20 protein-coding genes and 1 rRNA gene are annotated in these 26,151 nt (G+C 72.4%); 16 read left to right on the forward strand and 5 right to left on the reverse strand.

From position 1 onward, the window contains the following. The first annotated feature begins 147 nt into the window (after nt 1–147). Nucleotides 148–264, forward strand: a 5S ribosomal RNA gene (gene rrf / locus IE185_RS04620). A 100-nt stretch (nt 265–364) separates the two neighbouring features. Here rrf and IE185_RS33945 read toward each other — a convergent pair. After that, nucleotides 365–1,789 carry a hypothetical protein gene (locus IE185_RS33945; protein ID WP_194552806.1) on the reverse strand — a complete coding sequence of 475 codons (1,425 nt, stop codon included), beginning with the start codon at nt 1,787–1,789 and terminating at the stop codon, nt 365–367. Nucleotides 1,790–1,804: 15 nt separating this feature from the next. Between IE185_RS33945 and IE185_RS32910 the strand changes: the two genes are divergently transcribed. After that, nucleotides 1,805–2,563: a tetratricopeptide repeat protein gene (locus IE185_RS32910; RefSeq protein ID WP_194552808.1), complete on the forward strand. Its 759-nt coding sequence runs from the start codon at nt 1,805–1,807 to the stop codon at nt 2,561–2,563. A gap of 66 nt (nt 2,564–2,629) precedes the next feature. Here the strand turns inward: IE185_RS32910 and IE185_RS04630 are convergent, their stop codons facing one another. Next, nucleotides 2,630–3,913, reverse strand: coding sequence for a DUF1015 family protein (locus IE185_RS04630; protein ID WP_138898526.1), 1,284 nt, complete (start codon nt 3,911–3,913; stop codon nt 2,630–2,632). Between the two features lie 72 nt (nt 3,914–3,985). Here IE185_RS04630 and IE185_RS04635 point away from each other — a divergent pair, with 72 nt between their 5' ends. From IE185_RS04635 to IE185_RS04650, 4 genes are all read left to right on the forward strand, one after another. Then, a complete protein-coding gene (locus IE185_RS04635) occupies nt 3,986–5,014 on the forward strand; it encodes an HAD hydrolase-like protein (RefSeq protein ID WP_189714678.1) in 1,029 nt (342 codons plus the stop codon). Nucleotides 5,015–5,156: 142 nt separating this feature from the next. Next, nucleotides 5,157–6,212, forward strand: a complete 1,056-nt coding sequence (locus IE185_RS04640; RefSeq protein ID WP_373303687.1) for a FecCD family ABC transporter permease — start codon at nt 5,157–5,159, stop codon at nt 6,210–6,212. Next, entirely contained in the window at nt 6,209–7,288 is a 1,080-nt protein-coding gene (locus IE185_RS04645) for a FecCD family ABC transporter permease (RefSeq protein WP_170198389.1), read from the forward strand. Before IE185_RS04640 ends, IE185_RS04645 begins: the two co-directional genes overlap by 4 nt. 23 nt (nt 7,289–7,311) lie before the next feature. Continuing rightward, on the forward strand, nt 7,312–8,148 hold the full coding sequence (locus IE185_RS04650) for an ABC transporter ATP-binding protein (protein ID WP_189714680.1): 837 nt from the start codon (nt 7,312–7,314) through the stop codon (nt 8,146–8,148). Here IE185_RS04650 and IE185_RS04655 read toward each other — a convergent pair. Next, the gene (locus tag IE185_RS04655) at nt 8,132–8,482 is read right to left on the reverse strand and encodes an SCP2 sterol-binding domain-containing protein (RefSeq protein WP_138898168.1); all 351 of its coding nucleotides are present in this window, start codon (nt 8,480–8,482) and stop codon (nt 8,132–8,134) included. The genes IE185_RS04650 and IE185_RS04655 overlap by 17 nt on opposite strands. Nucleotides 8,483–8,523: 41 nt before the next feature. Between IE185_RS04655 and IE185_RS04660 the strand changes: the two genes are divergently transcribed. From IE185_RS04660 to IE185_RS04680, 5 genes are all read left to right on the forward strand, one after another. Beyond that, nucleotides 8,524–8,841 (forward strand): hypothetical protein, encoded by a 318-nt coding sequence (locus tag IE185_RS04660; RefSeq protein ID WP_229843355.1) that lies wholly within the window; start codon nt 8,524–8,526, stop codon nt 8,839–8,841. A 7-nt stretch (nt 8,842–8,848) separates the two neighbouring features. Next, a complete protein-coding gene (locus tag IE185_RS04665; RefSeq protein ID WP_138898169.1) occupies nt 8,849–9,664 on the forward strand; it encodes a TlyA family RNA methyltransferase in 816 nt (271 codons plus the stop codon). Next, complete coding sequence (locus tag IE185_RS04670) at nt 9,661–10,602, forward strand: NAD kinase (RefSeq protein ID WP_138908782.1); 942 nt, start codon at nt 9,661–9,663, stop codon at nt 10,600–10,602. Before IE185_RS04665 ends, IE185_RS04670 begins: the two co-directional genes overlap by 4 nt. 355 nt (nt 10,603–10,957) lie before the next feature. Beyond that, entirely contained in the window at nt 10,958–12,676 is a 1,719-nt protein-coding gene (gene recN, locus IE185_RS04675) for a DNA repair protein RecN (RefSeq protein WP_138898825.1), read from the forward strand. 327 nt (nt 12,677–13,003) lie between these two features. Then, nucleotides 13,004–14,107, forward strand: a complete 1,104-nt coding sequence (locus IE185_RS04680) for a glycosyltransferase family 4 protein (protein WP_138898824.1) — start codon at nt 13,004–13,006, stop codon at nt 14,105–14,107. 67 nt (nt 14,108–14,174) lie between these two features. Here the strand turns inward: IE185_RS04680 and IE185_RS04685 are convergent, their stop codons facing one another. Beyond that, nucleotides 14,175–15,803, reverse strand: coding sequence for a PucR family transcriptional regulator (locus IE185_RS04685; RefSeq protein ID WP_189714682.1), 1,629 nt, complete (start codon nt 15,801–15,803; stop codon nt 14,175–14,177). A gap of 235 nt (nt 15,804–16,038) precedes the next feature. Between IE185_RS04685 and IE185_RS04690 the strand changes: the two genes are divergently transcribed. Together IE185_RS04690 and IE185_RS04695 are read left to right on the forward strand one after the other, a co-directional pair. After that, nucleotides 16,039–17,550, forward strand: a complete 1,512-nt coding sequence (locus IE185_RS04690; protein WP_138897103.1) for an APC family permease — start codon at nt 16,039–16,041, stop codon at nt 17,548–17,550. Nucleotides 17,551–17,561: 11 nt separating this feature from the next. Next, on the forward strand, nt 17,562–19,190 hold the full coding sequence (locus IE185_RS04695) for a flavin monoamine oxidase family protein (RefSeq protein ID WP_138897102.1): 1,629 nt from the start codon (nt 17,562–17,564) through the stop codon (nt 19,188–19,190). On the opposite strand, the gene IE185_RS04700 is transcribed toward IE185_RS04695, so the two are convergent. After that, nucleotides 19,191–20,993 carry a glycoside hydrolase family 15 protein gene (locus tag IE185_RS04700; protein WP_138897101.1) on the reverse strand — a complete coding sequence of 601 codons (1,803 nt, stop codon included), beginning with the start codon at nt 20,991–20,993 and terminating at the stop codon, nt 19,191–19,193. Nucleotides 20,994–21,440: 447 nt separating this feature from the next. Between IE185_RS04700 and pyrG the strand changes: the two genes are divergently transcribed. From pyrG to IE185_RS04715, 3 genes are all read left to right on the forward strand, one after another. Then, complete coding sequence (gene pyrG, locus IE185_RS04705) at nt 21,441–23,114, forward strand: CTP synthase (RefSeq protein WP_189714684.1); 1,674 nt, start codon at nt 21,441–21,443, stop codon at nt 23,112–23,114. 83 nt (nt 23,115–23,197) lie between these two features. Beyond that, entirely contained in the window at nt 23,198–23,824 is a 627-nt protein-coding gene (locus IE185_RS04710) for an NUDIX domain-containing protein (protein WP_138897837.1), read from the forward strand. Between the two features lie 161 nt (nt 23,825–23,985). Next, entirely contained in the window at nt 23,986–26,025 is a 2,040-nt protein-coding gene (locus IE185_RS04715; protein WP_138897836.1) for a tetratricopeptide repeat protein, read from the forward strand. Nucleotides 26,026–26,151: the final 126 nt, after the last annotated feature.

The following is a 26,151-nucleotide window of genomic DNA, read 5'->3' on the forward strand; positions in this document are numbered from 1 at the left end:
AGCTGACTGGTACTAATAGGCCGAGGGCTTGTCCTCAGTTGCTCGCGTCCACTGTGTTGTTCCCGGGTTGCGAACAGTTATCGCACCGGTTGAACAGATCCACTTACTTAATTGAAGAGTGTGCTTGTTCGCTAAGCCCGATAGGGTTTCGGTGGTCATAGCGTTAGGGAAACGCCCGGTTACATTCCGAACCCGGAAGCTAAGCCTTTCAGCGCCGATGGTACTGCAGGGGGGACCCTGTGGGAGAGTAGGACACCGCCGAACAATCTTTCAGGACCCTTGGTCCAGCGTTCATGCTGGACCAAGGGTCCTTTTTGTTTTTCCCGAAGCGCGTCGGATGGCCGACTGCGCGAGAATGACTGCGTTACCCCAAGACAGGAGCCAACCGATGTCCACCAACTCTTCCGACGATCGTCCGGAGCGCGAGCCGCGCCGGCGAGACGGCGATGACAGGGGCGGATACCGCGGCGGTCGTGACGACCGTGCGCCGCGCCGGGACAACGATCGCGGTGGGTTCCGTCGTGACGACCGCCCCACCGGCGGCGGATACCGCGGTGGTCGTGACGACCGCCCCAGCGGGCCGCGCCGTGATGACGACCGAGGCGGGCGTCCCAGCGGTGGTGGTGGTGGCTTCCAGCGTCGCGACGACCGGCCGAGCAGCGGCCCTCGCCGCGACGACAACCGGGGCGGCCGCCCCGCAGGCGGTGGTGGCGGGTTCCAGCGTCGCGATGACCGTCCGAGTGGTGGCGGCGGTTACCAGCGCCGCGATGACCGCCCCAGTGGTGGCGGGTTCCAGCGCCGCGATGACCGTCCCAGCAGTGGGCCGCGTCGTGATGACGAGCGTGGTGGCGGGTTCCGTGGCGGTCGTGACGACCGTGCGCCGCGTCGGGACGACCGTCCGAGCGGTGGTGGGTTCCAGCGCCGCGACGACCGCCCCAGTGGTGGCGGTGGCGGGTTCCGTGGCGGTCGTGACGACCATGCGCCGCGTCGCGACGACGACCGCCCCAGTGGCGGTGGGTTCCAGCGTCGTGATGACCGCCCCAGTGGTGGTGGCGGTTACCAGCGTCGTGACGAGCGTCCGAGTGGTGGTGGGTTCCAGCGTCGTGATGACCGTCCCAGCAGTGGGCCGCGTCGTGATGACGAGCGTGGTGGCGGGTTCCGTGGCGGGCGTGACGACCGTGCGCCGCGTCGGGACGACCGTCCGAGCGGTGGTGGCGGTTACCAGCGTCGCGATGACCGTCCGAGCGGTGGTGGCGGTTACCAGCGTCGCGATGACCGCCCGAGCGGTGGTGGCGGTTACCAGCGTCGCGATGACCGTCCGAGCGGTGGTGGCGGTTACCAGCGTCGCGATGACCGCCCGAGCGGTGGTGGCGGTTACCAGCGTCGTGACGAGCGTCCGAGTGGTGGTGGGTTCCAGCGTCGTGATGACCGCCCCAGTGGTGGCGGTGGCGGGTTCCGTGGCGGGCGTGACGAGCGTGCGCCGCGTCGCGACGACGACCGCCCCAGTGGTGGTGGGTTCCAGCGTCGTGATGACCGGCCGGCAGGTGGGGGTTACCAGCGGCGTGACGACGAGCGGGGGGCTTCGTTCCCGCGTGACGACCGGTCCAGGGGGCCGCGTCGTGATGACGAGCGTGGTGGCGGGTTCCGGGGCGGGCGTGACGACCGTGGGCCCCGCCGGGACGACCGTGCGCCGCGTCGGGACGACCGTGACGGTTACCGCGGGCAGCGTGACGACCGGGAGCGTGAGCCCGTCAAGCGGCTCCCCATCCCCGAGGACGTCACGGGCCACGAGATCGACAAGGACGTGCGCCAGGAGCTCCAGAGCCTGCCGAAGACGCTGGCCGAGGACGTCGCCAAGAACCTCGTCATGGTCGCCAACCTCATCGACGACGACCCCGAGGAGGCCTACGCCTACTCGCGCATCGCGCTGAGGCTCGCCTCGCGCGTGGCCGCCGTACGGGAGGCCGCGGGCTTCGCGGCGTACGCGACGCAGCGGTACACGGAGGCGCTCGCGGAGTTCCGCGCCGCCCGCCGTATGACCGGAAGCGTCGAGTTGTGGCCCGTCATGGCGGACTGCGAGCGCGGGCTCGGGCGGCCGGAGCGGGCGATGGCGATGGCCGGTGAGCCCGAGGTGCAGAAGCTCGACAAGGCGGGCCAGGTCGAGATGCGCATGGTCGCGGCCGGCGCCCGCCGGGACATGGGGCAGATCGACGCGGCCATCGTGACCCTCCAGGGCCCCGAGCTGGCTTCGAACTCGGTGCAGCCGTGGACCGCGCGGCTTCGGTACGCGTACGCCGACGCGCTGCTGACCACCGGGCGGGAAGCCGAGGCGCGTGAGTGGTTCGCCAAGGCGATCGAGGCCGACAAGGACGGGCTGACGGACGCTTCGGACCGGCTGGCCCAGCTCGACGGCGTCGACTTCGTCGACGCTCTCGACGAGGACGGCGAGGAGTCCGGGCAGGCCCCTGTGGAGGCTCAGACCGTCGTGACGGACGACTCCGACTCCGGTTCTGACGCCGCCGAGGCCGACGGTGACTCCGCGGCTGAGGGCGAGAAGGACTGACTGAGTCCGTATGTGTGAAAGGGCGGCACCCCACCGGGGTGCCGCCCTTTCGCGTTCGGGGTCGGCTCAGCTCACGTCGAGGCTGCGCAGGACCAGGCCCGTCGCCGGCTTCGGGCCGAACGAGGTGGACTTGCGGGGCATGGTGACGCCCTGACGGGCCAGGTCCCGGACGACCTCTTCGCGTACCGGGTGCATCAGGACGGCCGTGCCGCCGTGGCGCTCCGCCTGGGTGACGGCTGCCTCGGTGCCGTGGATGTACGCGATGTGCTCGGGGGCGTCGGGGATCGACCACACATGGTCCAGGAGGGCCGCGTGCAGGACCGTCGCGTCCAGGGTGCGCCAGGCCTCGGGGCGGCCGGACGGAATCGTACGGGACAGCAGGGCCTCGTCGGGGCGGTCGACGAGGTGGAAGCCGCCGTCGCCGGCCAGCAGGAACGCGTTGCCGGCGCCGGCCGCGTCGGCCAGGGCGTCCAGGGCACGGGGGAGCGGGCCCGGGACCTCGCGGACGCGGAAGGTGTCCGCGACGGCCGCCAGGGCGTCGGCGACGGGGAGGCGGTGCAGCAGGCGGTGGATGGCACGGACCTGGAGCGGGTAGCGGGCCGTGTCGATGAGAAGGACGAGGCCGGAGTCCCAGGGGCCGTCGGCCGGGTGTTCCGCCTGGAGGCGGAGGTACGTCGCCCAGCGGTGGTGGCCGTCGGCGATGAGCGCCTGGTGGTGGGACAGGTCGGCCGTGGCCTCGGCCAGCTCGGCGGGGTCCGTGACGGACCACAGGCGATGGCTGAAACCGTCCTCCGTCGTGGTGGCCAGGAGCGGCGGGCGCAGGATGGTGCGCTCGATGACGGCGCTCGCGCCGGTCTCGGCGCCGCCGCCGCGGTACGTCAGCAGGAGCGGTTCGAGGTTCGTGGCGGTGGCGCGCATCAGGGCGGCGCGGTCGGCGACGACGTGCGGCATGACGTCCTCATGGGGGAGGACGACGCCGTCGGCGGGCGGGGAGAGGGTGAGGGCACCGATCAGGCCGCGCTGGAGGAGGTCGCCGCTGCGCTGCTCGTACACGTACAGGGCCGGCTCCGGGTCCGGGGCGAGCACGCCTTCGGACAGCCAGCGGCGCAGGGTGTCGGCGGCCTGCTGGTTGCGGACGGCCGGGGTGGCGGCCTGCGGGAGGATCAGGCGGACGATGTTGTACGGGTCGGCCGACTCCAGGTGGTGGAGGCCGTCGGGCCGTACGACCACGTCGTACGGCGGGGACGTGACAGCGGCCAGGCTGCTCACTCGCTCGGGGACGTAGCGCAGTCCACGGAACGGGGCCAGGCGCAGGCCGTGGTCCTCCTCGGGCCGACCAGGTGTACTCATTGGTGCATCGTAAGTGGGGTCGTCCGATGAGCGATGATCGGGGGACGAGCGAGGATCTAGGAGCGATACGGAATGAGCCAGCGGACCAGGACCCGGCCCGACACGAGCGCGCGTGCGCTGAGGGAGGCGTACGACACGGCTCTGCTGGATCTCGACGGGGTGGTGTACGCGGGCGGCGTGGCCGTCGCGCACGCCGTGGACGCGCTCGGGGTGGCCCGCGAGGGCGGGATGCACCTCGCGTATGTGACGAACAACGCGTTGCGGACGCCCGACGCGGTCGCCGAGCACCTGACGGAGCTCGGAGTGCCGGCGGAGGCCTCCGACGTCATCACCTCGGCGCAGGCGGTCGCGCGGCTGATCGCCGATCAGGTGCCCGCCGGGGCCCGGGTGTTGGTGGTGGGCGGCGACGGGCTGCGGGTCGCGCTGCGCGAGCGCGGGCTGGTGCCCGTGGAGTCGGCGGAGGACGATCCGGTGGCCGTGGTACAGGGGTACGGCGGGCCCGATCTGGCGTGGGGCCGGTTCGCGGAGGCGTCGTACGCCGTCGCGCGGGGGTTGCCGTGGTTCGCCTCCAACACCGACCTGACGATTCCCAGCGCGCGGGGGATCGCGCCGGGCAACGGCGCGGCGGTGGAGGTCGTGCGGATCGCCACGGGCGCCGAGCCGCAGGTGGCGGGCAAGCCGCTGCCGCCGATGCACCGGGAGACGATCCTGCGCACCGGCGCCGAGCGGCCGCTGGTGGTCGGGGACCGGCTGGACACGGACATCGAGGGGGCGAACGTCGGCGGCGTGGACTCGCTGCTCGTCCTCACCGGGGTGACGGACGCCGCGCAGCTGCTGGCGGCGGCGCCGAAGTACCGGCCGACGTATGTGGACGCGGATCTGCGGGGCTTGCTCACCGGGCAGCCGGAAGTGGCCGGGCGCGACGGCGGGTTCGCGTGCGGTGGCTGGACCGCTGCCGTGCGGGACGGGGAGCTGGTGGCCGACGGCGAGGGCGCGGCGATGGACGGGCTGCGGGCGCTGTGCGCGGCGGCCTGGACGTACGCGGGGGACGGGACGTGCGAGCTGGACGCGGGGAAGGCGCTGGAGCGGGTGGGGCTTTGACCTCACGGCGTCGCGGCACGGGGTCGTCGGCACGGCGTGGCGGCAGAGTGCCGCGGGGCGCCGTCGCCGCTCGGCGTCGTGGGAGGCCGGCGGGGGTGCCGCGTCCGTTGGTCGTAATGCGAGGGTAGGCTAACCTAACTGCGTGTTGGTCGAGAGTTCCCCCAAGCAGAGCGCGGTGCAGGCCCCTCCGGCCCCCGCGTCCCCCAGACGCAACGCCGTGCGCGCCGTGGGGCTGTTCGTCTCCGTCGGCGTCCTGTTGCTGGTCGTCGTCGCGAGCATCGCGATCGGCGCCAAGCCGCTCGCGCCGGGCGACGTGTGGCACGGCCTGTTCCAGGCCACGGGGACGGGCAACGACGTGATCGTCCAGGACGTACGGGTGCCCCGCACCATCCTGGGCGTGCTCGTCGGGGTGGCGCTCGGGCTCTCCGGCGCCGTCATGCAGGGGCTCACCCGCAACCCGCTCGCCGAACCGGGCATCCTCGGTGTGAACGCCGGCGCGGCGGCCGCCGTCGTGTCCGCCATCAGCTTCTTCGGCATCACCTCGCTGACCGGATACGTCTGGTTCTCGTTCGTCGGCGCGGGCGTCGTCTCGGTGCTCGTCTACGTCCTGGGGGGCAGCCGGGGCGCGACCCCCGTACGGCTGGCGCTCGCCGGCACTGCCGCGACCGCCGCGCTCTACGGCTACGTCAACGCCGTACAGCTGATGGACTCGGCGGCGCTGGAGCAGATCCGGTTCTGGACCGTCGGCTCGCTGGCCTCCGCCGACATGGAGATCATCGGCAAGGTCTGGCCGTTCATCGCCGCAGGTGTGGTGCTCGCCCTGCTGATCGCCCGGCCGCTCAACGCCATGGAGATGGGCGACGACACGGCGCGGGCGCTGGGCGCTCATCTCACCCGTACGCGCGTGCTCGCCATGGTCGCCGTGACACTGCTGTGCGGCGCCGCGACCGCCGCCTGCGGGCCGATCGTCTTCATCGGGCTGATGGTCCCGCACCTGGTGCGGACCCTCACGGGACCCGACATGCGCTGGATCCTGCCGTACGCCGCCGTGCTGGCGCCGGTGCTGCTGCTGGGCTCCGACGTCATCGGGCGGGTCGTGGCCCGGCCGTCCGAACTGCAGGTCGGCATCGTGACCGCGCTCGTCGGCGGACCCGTCTTCATCCATCTCGTACGCCGCCGGAAGATGGCTCAACTGTGACTGTTACCTCTCCTTCGCGGCCCCGGAACCCGTCCAGGACCCGGACCTCGCGCGCGATACGCACCGGCGGCGGGCTCTCCTTCCGGATCGAGCCGAGGGCGCTCCTCGCCACGCTGCTGCTCACCGCCGCGGCGGTGGGCATGGGGGTCGTGCTCATCGGCAGTGGCGACTTCCCGATGTCACCGGGCGACGTCGTACGTACGCTCCTCGGCAACGGCACGGCGTCGCAGGAGTTCATCGTGACCGAGCTGCGGATGCCGCGGGCCGTCGTCGCGCTGCTCGTCGGTGCGGCGCTCGGGGCCTCCGGCGCCGTCTTCCAGTCCATCTCCCGCAACCCGCTGGGAAGTCCGGACGTGATCGGTTTCGGGCAGGGCGCCACGGCCGGCGCGCTGACCGTGATCGTGCTGTTCAAGGGCAACGCGCTCGCGGTGACGGGTGGCGCGCTCGTCGGCTGCCTCCTGACGGGAGCCGCCGTCTACTTCCTCGCGTGGAAGCGGGGCGTGCACGGCTTCCGGCTGGTCCTCGTCGGCATCGGCGCGGCCGCCATGCTGACGGCGCTCAACCACTACCTGATCACCAAGGCCAGCATCGTCGACGCCACCCGGGCGACGGTGTGGATGACGGGCTCGCTCGACGGACGCGGCTGGGAGCAGGCGTGGCCGCTGCTCGGTGTGTGCGCCGTACTGATCCCGCTGGTACTGGGGCACGGGCGGTCGCTGCGCATGATGGAGATGGGCGACGACGCGGCGTACGCCCTGGGAGTGAGCGTCGAACGCGCCCGGCTCGTGCTGATGCTGTCCGCCGTCCTGCTCATCGCCGTGGCCACGGCCGCCGCCGGGCCCATCGCGTTCGTGGCGCTGAGCGCGCCGCAGCTCGCCCGCAGGCTGACGCGGTCGCCGGGCGCCAACCTCGGCGCCTCGGTGTGCATGGGCGCCACCCTCCTGGTGGTCGCCGACTGGGTCGCCCAGCAGGCCCTCGGCGGCACCCAGCTGCCGGTGGGTGTGGTGACCGGCGTGCTCGGCGGCTGCTACCTGCTGTGGCTGCTGGTCACCGAGCGCAAGGCGGGACGTATATGACGACCGAGAAGAACCCCAGGAGCATGCCAGTGCAGCGTCAGCGCCTCAGCGCGGAGTCCGTGACCCTCGCGTACGACCAGCGGGTCATCGCCGAAGACCTCTCCGTCGGGATACCCGACCACTCGTTCACGGTCATCGTCGGACCGAACGCCTGCGGCAAGTCCACGCTGCTGCGCGCCCTCTCACGGATGCTCAAGCCCACGCAGGGGCGGGTGCTCCTGGACGGGCACGCCATCGGCTCCATGCCGGCGAAGAAGGTCGCCAAGACCCTGGGGCTGCTGCCGCAGTCGTCCATCGCGCCCGACGGGATCACCGTCGCCGACCTGGTGGCGCGCGGCCGCTACCCGCACCAGGGGCTGCTGCGGCAGTGGTCGCCGCAGGACGAGCGGATCGTCGAGGAGTCGATGCGGTCCACGGGCGTCGGCGAGCTGGCCGACCGGTACGTCGACGAGCTGTCCGGCGGGCAGCGCCAGCGGGTGTGGATCGCGATGGCCCTGGCCCAGCAGACGCCGCTGCTGCTGCTCGACGAGCCGACGACCTTCCTCGACATCCAGCACCAGATCGACGTGCTCGACCTGTGCGCGGAACTGCACGAGACGCGGGGCCGCACCCTGGTCGCCGTACTGCACGACCTGAACCACGCCGCGCGGTACGCCACGCACCTGATCGCCATGCGGGACGGCGAGGTCGTGGCGCAGGGGCCGCCGGCCGAGGTGGTCACCGCGGAGCTGGTGGAGCGGGTCTTCGGGCTGCGCTGTCAGGTCATCGACGATCCGGAGACGGGGACGCCGCTGGTGGTGCCGGCGGCGCGGCAGGCGCGCGGCCGGGCCGTGGCCGCGCCGGCTACAGCAGCTTCCTGAGCCGGATCAGGTCGCGGAACCCGGCCTCCAGCCGGACCCGGCCCGAGGCCCAGGCCCTGGCGAGGTTCAGCTCGCCGCCGACCATGGCCACCAGGTCGTCGCCGGTCATGGCCAGGCGGATCTCGGCGCGCTCGCGCGGCGGCCCGTCGTGGGTGTCCCGTACGTCGATCCGGCCGTCCGCGAGGCGGCCGGTGAAGGTGACGTCCAGGTCCGTGATGTGACAGCTCAGGGAGCGGTCGAGCGCGGCGGCGCTGCGTACGCCGTCGTCGTCGGCCCGGGCCAGGTTGTCCGAAAGTGTGTCGAGTGCGCCGCGGCACTCCTCCGTCGTTGCCATCGGATCGACGGTACCCCAGGGCTTCGGGGTAGCGTCGGGGCATGAACCACGAGGTCGAGGACGCCCCCCGCCCCGGCAGCGGCGTGAGTGGCGCGCACACCGATCACGCCCGGTACGGCGACGACGACGCGGCGGCGGTGGCCGCCGGCCCGGTGCCTCTCGGCGTGGAGCGCACGCCCACCGGGCACGAGGGCGTCGACGCGCTGCTGGAGCGGCTGGGCGACGCCGACCACCTCCCGGCGGACGGGCACATCGAGGTGTACGAGGATGTACACCGGGGACTGCGTGAGGCGCTGACCGCGCTGGACGCACGCCCGGGACCTCCGGCGCCCCCTTCCTCGTACGACAACAGGAGCTGAACCGATCGTGGCAGGAGTCGCGCGCCGACGCCTCGACGCCGAGCTGGTCCGCCGGAAACTCGCCCGCTCACGGGAGCACGCGACCCAGCTGATCGCCGCAGGGCGGGTGAAGGTGGGCGGCGCCGTCGCGACCAAGGCCGCCACACAGGTCGAGACGAGCGCCGCCGTCGTGGTGCTCGCGGACGACAGCGATCCGGACTACGTCTCGCGGGGCGGCCACAAGCTGGCCGGCGCGCTGGAGGCGTTCGTACCGCTGGGGCTGAAGGTCGAAGGGCGGCGGGCGCTCGACGCCGGGGCCTCGACGGGCGGGTTCACCGATGTGCTGCTGCGCGCGGGGGCCCGGCAGGTCGTCGCCGTCGACGTCGGGTACGGCCAGCTCGCCTGGTCCTTGCAGTCCGATGAACGCGTGAGAGTCAAGGACCGTACCAACGTGCGGGAAATGACACTCGACACGATTGACGGGGAGGCGGTCGACCTGATCGTCGGTGACCTGTCCTTCATCCCCCTGGGGCTGGTGCTCCCGGCGCTGGTGCGGTGCGCCGCGCCCGACGCCGATCTCGTGATGATGGTGAAGCCGCAGTTCGAGGTGGGCAAGGACCGCCTCGGCAGCGGTGGCGTCGTACGCAGCCCCGATCTCCGGGCGGAGACGGTACGTGCGGTGGCGCGGCAGGCGTGGGGGCTTGGTCTGGGCGTACGGGGCGTCACCGCCAGTCCGCTGCCCGGGCCTTCGGGGAACGTCGAGTACTTTCTGTGGCTCCGGGCCGGTGCTCCCGAGCTCGACCCGGCGGATGTTGACCGTGCAGTGGCGGAGGGGCCGAGTTGACAACGACGACAGCGACGACCGACAGATCTGCCGAGACCCCTGGAGCGGAACGCACTGTCTTCCTGCTCGCGCACACCGGACGCCCCGCGGCGATCCGCAGTGCCGAACTGGTCGTACAGGGCCTGCTGCGCAGTGGGATCGGCGTACGCGTGCTGGCGGCGGAGGCGGCCGACCTGCCGCTGCCACCGTCCGTGGAGACGGTGGCCGAAGCCTCGCCCGCCGTACTCGTCGGCTGCGAACTGCTGATCGTCCTCGGGGGCGACGGGACGCTGCTGCGCGGTGCCGAGTTCGCGCGCGCCTCCGGAGTGCCGATGCTCGGAGTCAACCTGGGCCGCGTCGGCTTCCTCGCGGAGGCGGAGCGCGACGACCTCGACAAGGTGGTCGACCGGGTCGTCACGCGGGCGTACGAGGTCGAGGAGCGCATGACGCTCGACGTTCTGGTGCACAACAACGGCGACATCGTGCACGAGGACTGGGCGCTCAACGAGGCCGCCGTGCAGAAGGTCTCGCCCGAGCGGATGCTCGAAGTCGTCCTGGAGATCGATGGGCGGCCGGTGACCGGCTTCGGCTGCGACGGCATCGTCTGCGCCACCCCGACCGGCTCCACGGCGTACGCCTTCTCGGCCGGCGGGCCCGTGGTCTGGCCGGAGGTGGAGGCGCTGCTGATGGTGCCGATCAGCGCGCACGCGCTGTTCGCGAAGCCGCTGGTGACGTCGCCGAACTCGGTGCTCGCCGTCGAGGTGCAGCCGCACACGCCGCACGGCGTGCTGTGGTGCGACGGCCGCAGGACCGTGGAACTGCCCTCCGGTGCGCGCGTGGTGGTGCGCAGGGGCGCGGTGCCCGTACGGCTGGCGCGGCTGCACCACGCGTCGTTCACCGACCGGCTCGTGGCCAAGTTCGCCCTTCCCGTGTCGGGGTGGCGGGGGGCGCCGCACTGAGTGCGGGGTACGGGGCCCTCGGGGTACGGGGGTCTGCTCCGCCGGGTGCTCGCGCCGTCGCGTCGCCGTGACGGTCGCGCGGCGGCGCGTCACCCCCCGCGCCGACGCGCGTATCGACATGTAGACCGCACCGATCATCCGCGGAGCTGACCCGCCCGCCCCCGAACTCCTGAACGCGTGGTGAAGGGCGAAGGGGGCGGGCCCCGTGGAGCCCCCACCCGGTTCCTGGTGGGGGTTTTCCTCGTCACGCCCGGCGGATCGGGAGGGAGCGACGGGGCCCGCGGGGGAGTGTCGGTGCGGGGGCCGTCGCAATGGGGGGCCGGGACCTCGTAAGGTCGTGTCCGTGTTGGAGGAGATGCGGATACGGTCGCTGGGCGTCATTGATGACGCCGTCGTCGAGCTGTCACCGGGGTTCACCGCGGTGACGGGTGAGACCGGCGCGGGCAAGACCATGGTCGTCACCAGCCTCGGGCTGCTGCTCGGCGGGCGCGCCGACCCCGCGCTCGTGCGGATCGGGGCCAAGGCGGCGGTCGTCGAGGGGCGCATCACCGTGCCCGCCGACGCGCCCGCCGCCGTACGCGCCCAGGAGGCCGGGGCCGAACTCGACGACGGGGCGCTGCTGGTCAGCAGGACCATTTCGGCCGAGGGCCGTTCGCGGGCCCACGTGGGCGGGCGCTCGGTTCCGGTGGGGCTCCTCGCGGAGCTGGCCGACGACCTCGTCGCCGTGCACGGGCAGACCGATCAGCAGGGCCTGCTGCGGCCGGCCCGGCAGCGGCAGGCGCTCGACCGGTACGCGGGTGACGCCGTCGCCGTGCCGCACGCGAAGTACGCGGCCGCCTACCGGCGGCTGCGCGCGGTCGCGGTGGAACTCGACGAGCTGACCACGCGGGCGCGCGAGCGCGCCCAGGAGGCGGACCTGCTGCGTTTCGGGCTCGACGAGATCGCGGCCGTCGAACCGCGCGCCGGCGAGGACGTCGAACTCGCCGCCGAGGCGGAGCGGCTGGGACACGCCGAGGCACTGGCCTCGGCGGCGTCGGTCGCGCACGCAGCGCTCGCCGGGAACCCCGAGGATCCGGAGAGCGTCGACGCGACCACGCTGGTCGCCGGGGCCCACCGGGCGCTGGACGCCGTACGGTCGCACGATCCGGCGCTCGCCGTGCTCGCCGAGCGGATCGGCGAGATCGGGATCCTGCTGGGCGACGTGGCGGGGGAGCTGGCCGGGTACGCCGACAACCTCGACGCCGATCCGCTGCGGCTGTCCGCCGTGGAGGAGCGGAGGGCGGCGCTCACCCAGCTCACGCGCAAGTACGGCGAGGACGTCGGCGCCGTGCTCGCCTGGGCCCAGGACGGGGTCGCGCGGCTGACGGAGCTGGAGGGCGACGACGACCGGATCGGCGAGCTGACGGCCGAGCGGGACGCCCTGCGGGACGAACTGGGCGCACTGGCCCAGGCGTTGACCGACGCGCGGACCGGGGCGGCGAAGAAGTTCGCCGACGCGGTCACCGAGGAGCTGGCCTCGCTCGCCATGCCGCACGCCCGGGTCACGATCGACGTCCGGCAGACCGACGACCCCGAGGGGATCGAGGTGGGCGGGCGGCCGGTGGCCTACGGGGCGTCCGGGGCCGACGAGGTCGAACTGCTGCTCGCGCCGCACCCCGGCGCGCAGCCGCGGCCGATCGCCAAGGGCGCCTCCGGCGGTGAGCTCTCCCGCGTGATGCTCGCGGTGGAGGTGGTCTTCGCCGGGTCCGATCCGGTGCCGACCTACCTCTTCGACGAGGTCGACGCGGGTGTCGGCGGCAAGGCGGCGGTCGAGGTCGGGCGGCGGCTGGCGAAGCTGGCGAAGTCGGCGCAGGTCGTCGTGGTGACGCACCTGCCGCAGGTCGCTGCCTTCGCCGACCGGCAACTGCTGGTGGAGAAGACCAACGACGGGTCGGTCACCCGGAGTGGCGTCACCGTGCTGGAGGGCGAGGACCGGGTGCGCGAGCTGTCCCGGATGCTGGCGGGCCAGGAGGACTCGCAGACCGCCCGGGCGCACGCGGAGGAGCTGCTGGCCGCCGCGCGCAGCGGGGCGTAGCCGCGCCCCCGCGCTCGCGCGGGGGCTGGTGGGCTGCGGGGATCCGTGCGGGGTCCGCGGGTGTGAGCTCCGCGTGGGATTGGTGCGCTGCGGGCTCGCGGGTGAGCTCACGCGGGGCCGGCGGCGGTGAGCTCCGCGCGGGGCCGGCGGGCTGTGGGTCTTTGCCACCCGTTCGGGTGTGTACGCGTTCCTTGTTCACCCGTGTGGGTGATAACGGTCTGGTGCGACCAGCGGTTGGACCCTTTCGCGGTGCCGGAACGCGCGTACGGGCTGGCATCCTGAGCGACGCACCACCTCCGTTCGACGCCGACTCAGGAGCTCCGCGACGTGAGCAGCACCCCGGTCCCGCCGTACGGTCGGTCGCCGCTGAGTGTCGTCCAGGTCCTCGGCGGCGGCAGCGCGGGCAGTACCGCGCACGTCAGGTCGCTGGCCGCCGGGCTCGTCGCGCGGGGTCTCCAGGTGGCCGTGTGCGCCCCCGCCGTGGTGGAGGGCGCGTACGACTTCGGTGGTTCCGGGGCGCGTTTCGTCGCCGTGCCGCGGCGCAGTGATCCCGCCGCCGTGGCGGCGCTTCGCGCGGCCTGCGCCGGGGCCGATCTGGTGCACGCCCACGGGCTGCACGCCGCCGTGCGGAGCGCGCTGGCGCTGCGGGGGCGGCGGATTCCGCTGGTGGTCACCTGGCACACCCGTGCGGAGGACGACGGTCCGCGCGGTCATCTGGTGCGGCTGCTGGAGCGGAAGGCGGCGCGGGCGGCGGCCGTGGTGCTGGGGACGTCGTCCGACCTCGTGGACCGGGCCCGTACCAGGGGAGCGCGCGACGCGCGGCTCGCGCCGGTCAGCGTGCCGGCGCCGCGTCCGCCCGAGAACGCCGGCGAGAGCAAGGCCCGGGCCGACCTCGGGGCCGTCGACCGGCCGCTGGTCATGGCCGTCGGGAGTCTCGTACGCAACCGGGGGTACGACGACCTGCTCGACGCCGCCCGGACCTGGCGGGACATGGTTCCCACCCCCCTGCTCGTGGTGGCCGGCGAGGGCGGTGAGCGGGGCGCCCTGCAGCGGCGCATCGAGGCCGAGTCGCTGCCGGTGCGGCTCGTCGGGCGGCGTGACGACATCGGAGAGCTGCTCGCCGCCGCCGACGTCGCCGTGCTCGCCAGCCGGTGGGAGGGGCGGTCCGTACTGGCGCAGGAGGCCCTGCGGGCGGGCATCCCGCTGGTCGCCACGGCGGTGGGCGGAGTGCCGGAGCTGGTCGGTGACGCGGCCGAGCTGGTTCCGTACGGGGACAGCGCGGCGCTCGGGAAAGCCGTCGTACGGCTGCTGGGAGATCCGGCGCGGCGGCAGTGGCTCGCGGAGGCGGGCAGGGCGCAGGCGGCCACCTGGCCGACCGAGGACGAGACCGTGGCGCAGGTGCTGAGCGTGTACGACGAGCTGACCGGCTGAGAGAAGAGCGGGCCGGCCGGGGGCCGGCCAGGTGGTGTGGCGGCCGGCTGAGTGGTGCGGCGGCGGGCTAGGTGGTGTGGCGGCGGGCGCGCAGGGCCAGGCTCAGGGCCAGGACCGTCTGCGGGTCGTCGAGGTCCGTGCCGAGGAGCTCGGAGATGCGGGCCAGCCGGTTGTAGAGGGTCTGGCGGTTCAGGTGCAGCTCACGGGCCGTCTCGGCCTTGCGGCCGGCGTGCGCCAGATACGTCTGGAGGGTCGGCAGCAGGGGCGGGCGGGACGTCCGGTCGTGGTCGCGCAGCGGACCGATCGCCCGGTCGACGAAGGCCGCCAGGTCCGGGTGCTCGCGCAGGCGCCACAGGAGCAGGTCGATGTCGAGGCGGCGCGCGTCGTACCAGGGCCGGTCGGACAGGCCCTGGGCGGCCGTCGCCGTCTCGGCCGCGTGGCGCAGGCCCGCCGACGCCGCCGTCCAGCCGCCTGCCACGCCCACGACCACCACGGGAGGATGCGCCCCCGCCCGTTCCAGCCCGGCCCGTTCCACGCCCGCGCGCAGCGCCGCCGCGACCCGGTCGGCGACCGCCGTGCGCTCCGACTCCGAGCGCAGGCCCAGCAGCAGCGGTACGCGGCCCTCCACGGGTCGTACGCCCAGCAGCACCGGTACGCCGACCGAGGACAGCTCCTCCAGGACGGCCCGCGCCAGCACCGCCCAGTTGCCCGCCGGCTCCAGCTCGGCCGCCAGGCGCATCACGACGGGCAGCAGCGGGCCGTCGCCCGGCTTGAAGCCGAGCACCCTGGCCTGCGCCGGCGCGTCCTCGGCGGAGATGCGGCCCTCCGCCAGGTCGGTCAGGAAGTCGCCGCGGCCGCGCGCGGCGAGCTCCTCCTCCTGGCGTGCCTGCATCAGGACGACCGCGAGGATTCCGGCCGCCCGTTCCGCCGCGATCCGGTGGACCGGCAGGAGGGGTCCCGAGACCGCGAGGAGAGCGATTCTGGCCCGTACCGCTCCCGTGCCGTGGCCGCCGCCCGGCACGTCCACCAGCACACCGTTCGCGGGCGGACCCGACTCCCGGGCCTCCCGCTGGCCGCGCAGCCCCTCCCACACCTGGAGCGGATCGGCGCACGCGTCGCCCGACTCGGGCCCCGCCGCGTACAGGAGCTGCCCGTCCGCCGTCTCCAGGAAGACCGGGTTGGCCGTGAAGTCCGCCAGGATGCCGAGGACCTGGGGGATCCCGCCGCCGCCGAGGAGTGCCTCCGTACAGCGCCGGTGGACCTCCTCGGCGCGCCGCAGCAGGGTGTAGTGGCCGTTGACGATCTCCGTGTGGACCTCTTCGGTCACCGAGACGAACGCCACCTCGCGGTGCAGCTGGACGAGCGGCAGCCCGGCCGCCCGCGCGGTCTCCACTATCGTCGAGGGCAGCCGGCTGAAGCGCGGGCCCAGCTCCACGACCAGGGCGGCGATGCCCCGGTCCGCGAGGCGGCGTACGAAGGCACGCTGCTCGGCGGGGCGGGTACCGAGGCCCAGGCCGGTCGTCAGGAGCAGCTCGCCGCCCTTGAGCAGCGAGGCGATGTTCGGCACCTCGCCCGCGTGCACCCAGCGCACGGTCCGGTTCAGCCGGTCGGCGCCGGCGACGACCTCGGGGAGTCCGCCGCGCAGCCCCGGCAGCTCCAGCGCCCGCTGCACGGTGATGCCGCCTTGCGTGTCCACTGCGATGTACCTCGTGACGTCGTTCCCGCGGTGCCCCAGGAAGGCACCGCATTCGATGGACGCTACCCGCGTGTCCGTTCCAGGAACATCACCCTGCGGTCACGGGACAAGTCGCGCCGCCCGGCGGCCCGACAACTCGTCGCCCTCGCAACACTTTTGAGTGACCCCGTGTCGATTGTGGTCTGCGTCACCCGGCCCAAGACTGTCGCCCCCCGTACAACAGAGAGGGCGCGGCATGTCTGACAAACCCGCACGTCAGGTCCAGCGGCTCAAGGCGAACTCGGTGGGACTGGTCGGTGTGGTCTTCATGGCGGTCGCCACCGCGGCGCCGATCACCGCGATGACCGGAAACCTCCCCATCGCCGTCGGCTTCGGCAACGGGACGGGCGCTCCCGCCGGCTACCTCTTCGCGACCCTCGTCCTGACCGTCTTCTCGGTCGGGTACGTCGCCATGGCGAAGCGCATCACCGCCGCCGGGGCCTTCTACGGATACATCTCGCACGGCCTCGGCCGCATCGCCGGCATGGCGTCCGGGATGCTCGCCGTCCTCGCGTACATCGTCTTCGAGGCGTCGATCGTCGGCATCTTCGCCTACTTCGGCCGGACGACCGTCGCCGACCAGCTCGGCGTCGACATCCCGTGGATCGTGTACGCCGCCGGGATGCTCGCCGTCACCGGCGTCCTCGCGTACTTCGACATCAACATCACCGCCAAGGCCCTCGGCGTCATGCTCGTCGCCGAGATCGCGGTCCTCTTCGCCGTCGCCACCGCGGTCCTGCTCGCGGGCGGCGGCCCCGACGGCATTCCCACGGAACCGATCAACCCCGTGAACGCCTTCACCGGAACGTCGGCGGGGCTCGGGCTCTTCTTCGCCTTCTGGTCGTGGGTCGGCTTCGAGTCGACGGCGATGTACGGCGAGGAGTCCCGCGACCCGAAGCGCGTCATCCCGCGCGCGACGATCATCTCGGTGGTCGGCGTCGGGCTCTTCTACATCTACGTCTCCTGGATGACGATCGCGGGCAACGGCCTCGACGGCTCGGTCAAGGTGTCGTCCTCGGCCTCCCCGCTCGATCTCTTCTTCGATCCGACGCGGGCGTTCATCGGGGCGTGGGCCGTCGACGCGTTCCAGTGGCTGCTGCTCACCGGCTCGTTCGCCTGCGGCATGGCCTTCCACCAGTGCGCGTCGCGCTACCTGTACGCGATCGGCCGGGAGGGCTTCCTGCACCCCGCCCTCGGCCGCACGCACCGCTCGCACGGGTCGCCGTACATCGCGTCGTACGTCCAGTCCGCCATCGCCGCCCTCCTGGTCGCCGCCTTCTGGCTGGCCGGTGAGGACCCGTACATCCACCTCTACACGCTCCTGGCGATCCTCGGCACGATGGCGATCCTCATCGTCCAGACGCTCTGCTCGTTCGCGGTGATCGGCTACTTCCGGAAGAACCACCCGGAGGACCGGCACTGGTTCCGGACCTTCACCGCTCCGCTCCTCGGCGGCATCGGCATGATCGCCGTCGTCGTCCTGCTCGTGCTCAACATGGAGACCGCGGCCGGGCTCGCCGCCGACTCCCTCTTCTTCGAGCTGATCCCGTGGATCGTCGGCCTCGTCTTCCTCGGCGGCCTGGGACTCGGCTTGTACCTCAAGGCCAAGCAGCCCGAGCGCTACGAGATCATCGGCCGGATTGTCCTCGAGGACGCGGCCGAGCGCACCGACGACAGCCAGACCAGTCAGCCAGCCGCGACCGTCTGAGGAGCTCTCCCATGTCCCGTACGCCCGTCATGCACGCACTGCGACAACTCGCCGCCGAGCACGCCGCCGCCCGCAGGCTGCGCATGCCCGCCGCCGAGATCCGCGGCTCCAGCCGCCGTGAACTGCTCGCCCGGGCCGCCGCCCTCGGCCTGGGCGCCGCCCTGGCCGGTCCCGTTCCCGCCGCCCAGGCCGCGCCGGTGCGGATGGCCGCCGCGGGCGCGGCGGCGCCCAGGATCGCCGTGGTCGGCGCGGGCATAGCAGGCCTCACCGCCGCGCTGACCCTCAAGGACGCGGGCCTCGGCTGCACCCTCTACGAGGCGAACCCGGCCCGGGTCGGCGGCCGCATGTGGACCCAGCGGGGCCACTGGGCGTACGGGCAGACCTCCGAGATCGGCGGTGAGCTCATCGACACCAGCCACAAGAAGATCCTCGAACTGTGCCGCCGCTTCGGCCTGGCGACCGAGGACTTCCTGGGCGGCGGTCCGAACGGCGCCGAGGAGGTGCTCTGGTTCAACGGGGCCTACTACCCGCGCGAGCAGGCCGACGAGGACTTCAAGGACGTCTTCCAGGCCCTCCACCGCGACCTCCAGGAAGCGGGCGAGGTGAAGTGGGACGAGAGCACCCCGGCCGGGACCGTCCTCGACACCATGTCGATCCGCCAGTGGATCGACTCGCGCGTGCCCGGCGGCCACTCCTCGTCGCTCGGCCGCTTCATCGACGTCGCCTACACCGTGGAGTACGGCGCCGACACGTCCGAGCAGTCGGCGCTCGCCCTGGTGCTGCTGATGGGCTACCAGCCGAACCCGGGCCACTTCAACGTCTGGGGGCTGTCCAACGAGCGGTACCACATCACCGGCGGCAACGATCAGCTCCCGCGCGCCGTCGCGCAGGCCCTGCCGGCGGGCACGATCCGGATGGGCAAGCAGCTGACCGCGGTAAGGGCCAACGCCAATGGCACCCAGACCCTTACCTTCAGCGACGGGGGAACGACCACGACCGTCACCGCGGACCACACCGTCCTGTGTGTGCCGCTGCCCGTTCTCCAGCGCCTCGACCTGTCCGCCGCGGGATTCGACCCGCGCATGACGAACCTGCTGCGCGATGCCCGCATGGGCGACTGCACCAAGCTCAACATGCAGTTCTCGGCGCGTCCGTGGCGGGGCACGGGCCCCTGGCCCGGGGTGTCGGCGGGCGACTGCTTCACCGACAGCGACGTACAGCAGACCTGGGACACGACCAAGCTCCAGCCCGGGACCGGCGGCATCCTCATCCAGTACGGCAGCGGCCGGCTCGCCAGGGAGCTTGCCCCGGCCACGCCCTTCGCCACCGAGTCGGACCCCTACGTACGGGACCTCGTCGCGCGCCGTTCCCGGGAAGTGGACGCGTTCTTCCCGGGAACGTCGAGAACGTGGACCGGGAAGGCCCAGCTGTCCGCCTGGCACCGCGACCCGTACGCCCTCGGCGCGTACTCCTACTGGCCCGTCGGCTATCTGCACCGGTACGCCGGCTACGAAGGCACCCCGCAGGGGAACGTCCACATCGGCGGCGAGCACTGCAGCTACGACTTCCAGGGCTTCATGGAGGGCGGCGCGACCGAAGGGGAACGCGCCGCCCGCCAGGTGATCGGCAAGCTGCTCTAGTCAGCCGCCGTACGCGCCGCTCGCCGTCAGCCGCAGTGCCGTGTCGATCAGCGGCACGTGGCTGAAGGCCTGCGGGAAGTTGCCGACCTGGCGCTGCAGCCGGGAGTCCCACTCCTCGGCGAGCAGCCCCAGGTCGTTGCGCAGCCCCAGCAGCTTCTCGAAGAGCTTGCGCGCCTCGTCGACCCGCCCGATCATCGCCAGGTCGTCGGCGAGCCAGAACGAGCACGCCAGGAACGCGCCCTCGTCGCCCTCCAGACCGTCCAGGCCCGCGTGGTCCCCCGCGGTCGGGTAGCGCAGTACGAAACCGTCCTCCGTGGACAGCTCGCGCTGGATCGCCTCGATGGTGCCGATGACCCGCTTGTCGTCGGGCGGCAGGAAGCCCACCTGCGGGATGAGGAGCAAGGAGGCGTCCAGCTCCTTGGAGCCGTACGACTGGGTGAAGGTGTTGCGCTCCGGGTCGTAGCCCTTCTCGCACACCGTGCGGTGGATCTCGTCGCGCAGCTCGCGCCATTTCTCCACCGGGCCGTCCGCGTCACCCATCTCGATCAGCTTGATCGTCCGGTCGACGGCGACCCAGGCCATCACCTTGGAGTGCACGAAGTGGCGGCGAGGGCCGCGCACCTCCCAGATGCCCTCGTCCGGCTGGTCCCAGTGGTCCTCCAGGTAGCGGATCAGCTTCAGCTGGAGCAGCGAGGCGTAGTCGTTGCGCGTCAGACCCGTCATGTGGGCCAGGTGCAGCGCCTCGGTGACCTCGCCGTACACGTCCAGCTGCAACTGGTGCGCCGCGCCGTTCCCGACCCGTACGGGCGTCGAGTTCTCGTAGCCGGGCAGCCAGTCCAGCTCCGCCTCGCCCAGCTCGCGCTCGCCCGCGATGCCGTACATGATCTGGAGGTTCTCCGGGTCGCCCGCGACCGCCCGCAGCAGCCACTCGCGCCAGGCGCGCGCCTCCTCGCGGTAGCCGGTGCGCAGCAGCGACGACAGGGTGATCGCCGCGTCGCGCAGCCAGGTGTAGCGGTAGTCCCAGTTGCGTACGCCGCCGATCTCCTCGGGGAGCGAGGTCGTCGGCGCGGCGACGATGCCGCCCGTCGGGGCGTACGTCAGCGCCTTCAGGGTGATCAGCGAGCGGATGACGGGCTCGCGGTAGGGCCCGTGGTACGTGCACTGCTCGACCCAGTCGCTCCAGAACTCGGCCGTCGCCTCCAGCGAGGCCTCGGGATCCGGCAGCGGCGGCTCCGCCTTGTGTGAGGGCTGCCAGCTGATGGTGAAGGCGATCCGGTCGCCGGGCGCGACGGTGAAGTCGGAGTACGTCGTCAGGTCCTTGCCGTACGTCTCGGTGTCGGCGTCGAGCCACACCGCGTCGGGCCCCGCGACGGCGACCGTGCGCGTGTCGACCTTGTGGACCCAGGGCACCACGCGCCCGTAACTGAAACGCATGCGCAGGGCGGAGCGCATCCGCACCCGGCCGCTGACACCCTCGACGATCCGGATCACCTGGGGGGCGCCGTCACGCGGCGGCATGAAATCCGTCACCCTGACGGTCCCGCGCGGGGTGTCCCACTCGGATTCGAGGATCAGGGAGTCCCCGCGGTAGCGGCGGCGGGCCGCGGCCGGGGGCCCCGCGTCGGCCGCGTGGGCCGGGCCGATGCGCCAGAAGCCGTGTTCCTCGGTGCCGAGCAGCCCGGCGAAAATGGCGTGTGAGTCGAAGCGGGGGAGGCACAGCCAGTCGATCGTGCCGTCCCTGCAGACCAGCGCCGCTGTCTGCATGTCTCCGATAAGTGCGTAGTCCTCGATGCGCCCGGCCACGTTGCAATCTCCAGTCGAACGGCCACGTTCGCCCCCATGGGGCACTTGCGGTCAGGGGATTTCCGACGAGCTCTTGGTCCCGGGAGCGGGCGGGGATGGTGCCTTCGCCGGCCGGCTCGCAGCGATGTATCCGAGCAGGATACGTCGCAGCCAAGTGCTCTGCGCGACGGTACCGGCAACACGAGTCTGCCGAACGGCCGAGCTACGGGTGAGTTGTGTGGGGACTCGGGGTGAGCGGCAGGTGGCCGGTAGCCGCCTGTACGGCCCGCGTCGCGGCGCGTGGCCGGAAGCGGCCTCCTTCCGTCGCTGATAGGCTGGTACCCCGTGGACCGGTGGCCAGTCTGTGACGATCAGGCGCCCCGAAACCGCAGCGACGGCGCCACCCGGATTCCGGGCCGGCGGCCGGTACGCACCTCACTTCGCGACCACGGGAGCCCCCTCTTGGCGATGCCGCCCAAATCCATGACGACCAAGCACATCTTCGTCACCGGGGGTGTCGCCTCCTCCCTCGGTAAGGGCCTGACGGCCTCCAGCCTGGGTGCGCTGCTCAAGGCGCGGGGCCTGCGGGTCACGATGCAAAAGCTCGACCCGTACCTGAACGTCGACCCCGGCACGATGAACCCCTTCCAGCACGGCGAGGTGTTCGTCACCAACGACGGCGCCGAGACCGACCTGGACATCGGGCACTACGAGCGCTTCCTCGACGTCGACCTCGACGGCTCGGCCAACGTCACCACCGGCCAGGTCTACTCGCAGGTCATCGCCAAGGAGCGGCGCGGCGAGTACCTCGGTGACACGGTGCAGGTCATCCCGCACATCACCAACGAGATCAAGCACCGCATCCGGCGCATGGCGACCGACGACGTCGACGTCGTCATCACCGAGGTCGGCGGCACGGTCGGCGACATCGAGTCGCTGCCGTTCCTGGAGACGGTCCGCCAGGTCCGCCACGAGGTCGGCCGCGACAACGTCTTCGTCGTGCACATCTCGCTGCTCCCCTACATCGGCCCGTCCGGTGAGCTGAAGACCAAGCCGACGCAGCACTCGGTCTCGGCGCTGCGCAGCATCGGTATCCAGCCGGACGCCATCGTGCTGCGCGCCGACCGCGACGTGCCGCTGTCCATCAAGCGCAAGATCTCGCTGATGTGCGACGTCGACGAGGGCGCGGTGGTCGCCGCGATCGACGCCAAGTCGATCTACGACATCCCGAAGGTGCTCCACACCGAGGGCCTGGACGCGTACGTCGTCCGCAAGCTGGACCTGCCGTTCCGCGACGTGAACTGGACCCAGTGGGAGGACCTGCTGGACCGCGTCCACAACCCCGACCACGAGGTCACGGTCGCGCTGGTCGGCAAGTACATCGACCTGCCCGACGCCTACCTGTCGGTGACCGAGGCCATGCGCGCCGGCGGCTTCGCCAACAAGGCCCGCGTCAAGGTCAAGTGGGTCACCTCCGACGACTGCAGGACGCAGGCGGGCGCCGCCGCGCAACTGGGCGACGTGGACGCGATCGTGATCCCGGGCGGTTTCGGCGAGCGCGGCGTCAACGGCAAGGTCGGCGCCATCCAGTACGCCCGCGAGAACAAGATCCCGCTGCTGGGCCTGTGCCTGGGCCTGCAGTGCATCGTCGTCGAGGCCGCGCGGAACCTGGCCGGCATCGAGGACGCCAACTCCACCGAGTTCGACGCGGCCACCTCCCACCCGGTGATCTCCACCATGGAGGAGCAGCTCGCGTACGTCGAAGGCGCCGGCGACCTGGGCGGCACCATGCGCCTGGGCCTGTACCCCGCCAAGCTCGCCGAGGGCTCGATCGTCCGTGAGGTCTACGGCGACCAGCCCTACGTCGACGAGCGCCACCGCCACCGCTACGAGGTGAACAACGCCTACCGCGCGGAGCTGGAGAAGAAGGCGGGCATCGTCTTCTCCGGCACGTCCCCCGACAACAAGCTCGTCGAGTACGTCGAGTACCCGCGCGAGGTGCACCCCTACCTGGTCGCCACCCAGGCGCACCCCGAGCTCCGCTCCCGCCCGACCCGCCCCCACCCGCTCTTCGCGGGCCTGGTGAAGGCCGCCGTCGAACGGCAGCAGGCCGCGGCCAAGACCGGCCCGGCCGCCCAGTAGGCGCAGGAGATACGGTTGCCGGGGTACGGGCCTTCTGGGCCGGTACCCCGGTTTTCTGCTTTCCGCTCTGGGAGGACGCTTTCATGGCCATCAAGGACACCCCCGAGGAGTGGCAGGTCACCGCGACCGCGGTCCCCTTCACGGGCAACAAGACGAGTGTCCGCACGGACGACGTGGTCATGCCCGACGGGAACGTCGTCCGCCGTGACTACCAGGTGCACCCCGGCTCCGTGGCCGTCCTGGCCCTCGACGAGAACGACCGTGTCCTGGTCATCCGCCAGTACCGGCACCCCGTGCGGCACCGCCTCTGGGAGATCCCGGCCGGGCTGCTCGACGTGCCCGGTGAGAACCCGCTGAGCGCCGCCCAGCGCGAGCTGTACGAAGAGGCGCACGTCAAGGCCGAGGAGTGGCACGTGCTGACCGACGTCTACCCGACGCCGGGCGGCTGCGACGAGGCCGTACGGATCTTCTTCGCACGCGATCTCTCCGACGTCGAGGGCGAGCGCTTCGAGGTCGAGGAGGAGGAGGCGGACATGGAACTCGCCCGGGTCCCCCTGCGGGACCTCGTGCGGGGCGTGCTCGCCGGAGAACTGCACAACACCTGCCTGGCCGTCGGCGTGCTGGCACTGAGCGCCGCGCTCACGGGCGACGGCGTAGAGGCCCTGCGCCCCGCCGACGCGCCGTGGCCCGCCCGCCCCTTCGAGGCGTGACGATCACCACCCGAGAGTGACGGTCATCTGAAAATCCGCTGATCCGATCGGGTGATCCACCCGCCGCGCTCCGCACGGTTCGTAGCAGAGCGTGAACTACGCTCGAAGTTCCCGACCGCAGTCGCGGCGGGCTTGTGCGCAGGCGGACGGGAGCGTGGCCCGTGACGGATCAGGCGGTGGACACCAGCGGCATGGCGGCGGGTTCCGCGGCAGGGCGGACGACGGGCGAGTTCTTCGGCAGAGTGCGCGAGCTGAAAGAGCTGCGGGATGACATCGAGCGGACCGGACTCGACACCCTCGCCGGCCGCAGGGCTCCCAGGGCGCGCGTGCTGCTGATCGCCGGCCGCCCGGGTTCGGGGCGCACGGCCCTCGCCGCCGCACTGGCGGCGAACCTCGCCGGCGACTACCCCGACGGCACACTCCGTGCCCGGCTGACGGACCCGGGCGGCGAGCGCGTCCCCACCGAGCGGACCGCCCGCGCCCTGCTCGACGAGCTCGACGTCCCGGTCCCGCCGGGGGCCGGTGACGACGAGTTGTCCGAGCTGGTCCGCGCGGCACTCGCGCACCGGCGTGTCCTGCTGCTCCTCGACGACGCCGCCGACGCCGAGCAGGTCGATCCGCTCCTGCCGGACAACCCGGACTGCCTGGTCGTGGCCACGGCCCGGGGCCCGCTCACCGGTATCCCCGGCGTGCGGCCCTGCACCATCGGCGGCCTGGACACCGGCTCCGCCGTCGAACTGCTCGGCCGCTTCACGGGCGCGGTGCGGATCACCGTCGATCCGACCGCCGCCGACTCGCTCGCCGAGGAGTGCGGGGGACAGCCCGCCGCGCTCACGCTGATCGGCGGCTGGCTCGCCGCCAGCCCCAAGGCGTCGGTCGCCGATGTGACGAAGCGGCTGCACGACATGCCCGTCGACCCGGGCCAGCCCACCGGCGCGCGGCCGCTCGCCCGCACGTTCCGGTTCGTGTACGAGTCGCTTCCGCAGCCTTCGGCCAGGATGCTGCGGCTGCTGTCCCTCGCACCGGCCGGCGTCGTGGACGCGCACATCGCGTCCGCGCTGGCGGGCTGCTCCGTCTCCGGGGCCCAGACGGCACTGGACGACTTCGCCGCGCTCGGCCTGCTGCACCGGGTGGACGGCAGGCAGTACGAGGTCCCCGGCTGCCTCGCGCCGCTGCTGAAGGCGCTGATGGAGGACCGCGACCGTCCCGCCGAGGTGCAGCTGGCCCGGGCCAGGATGCTGGAGCGGACCGTGCGCCGGCTCCAGTCGTGCCGGGCGATCACCGAACCCGACGGCTCGCCGGCCCGGAAGAAGCTCGCCGGACTGCCGCGCGCGCTGCGCTTCCCCAACGTCCCGGCCGCCGCCGAATGGCTGCGGATCCGGCAGCCGGCCCTCCTCGCCTCGGCCCGGATGGCCGTCGAGGACGGAGAGCTCGACACCCTGGCGAGGCGGCTGGTGGCCGCGCTGGTACGGGCGCTCGCGGCCCACCGGGGCACCGAAGCGGCGGCTCCCGAGCTGTACGGGCTGCACCGGCTCGTACTCGACGTCGCCGAGCGGTGCGGTCTGCACCGCGAGAAGGCCGCCGCGCTGCTGAACCTCGCGGATCTGGACGCGCGGACCGGGCGTACGCAGGAGGCGCTGACGCGCTACCGGGCCGCGCTGGACGCCGGGCGGGCGGCGGGTGACCCGTACGCGACAGGCCGTGCGATGGAATCCGTAGGCGGTACGTACCAGGAACTCGGGGACTGGCAGCGTGCCTCCGACTGGTACGGCCGGGCGCTGGAACAGCGGCTGACCCGGGGGGAACGCGCGGACGCGGCACGGCTGTACGGGCGGCTCGGGGCCGTCCACACCTACGCGGGCCGCTACGGCGAGGCGCTGCGCAACTGGCGGGCCTCGGCCGCAGGACACCGCAAGGCCGGTGATCTGCCCGGCCACGCAAGGGCGTTGAGCGAAGTGGCCCGGGTCCAGGAGTACGCGGGACGGCCCGAGGAATCGCTGCGCACCTGCCGCGAAGCCGTGGAGTGGGCGCGGCGGGCCGAAGACGTACGGCTGCACGCGGCCCTGGAGTTGCGGCTCGCGGACACGCTCGACCGGCTGGGGGACCCGGCGGCGGCCCGGCTGCACAGGAGCGCTGCGGAAAGACTGCTGGGAGACGAGGGTTCTGCCTACGAAATCCGCAGTACTTCGGCGAGAGATTGATGCTTTGTAAGGCTAGACAGCGGGAAATCCTTCATTAGACTGGCTCTGCCGCGTCATGCTGCGGTGTTGCCCGGGTGTGCCGTGCGTACCTGGGTATGTATGGCAATGACCCACTTTTCCCCCTGA

Origin of the sequence: Streptomyces chryseus, from assembly GCF_014650755.1 — a bacterium.
GTDB classification, from domain to species: domain Bacteria; phylum Actinomycetota; class Actinomycetes; order Streptomycetales; family Streptomycetaceae; genus Streptomyces; species Streptomyces chryseus.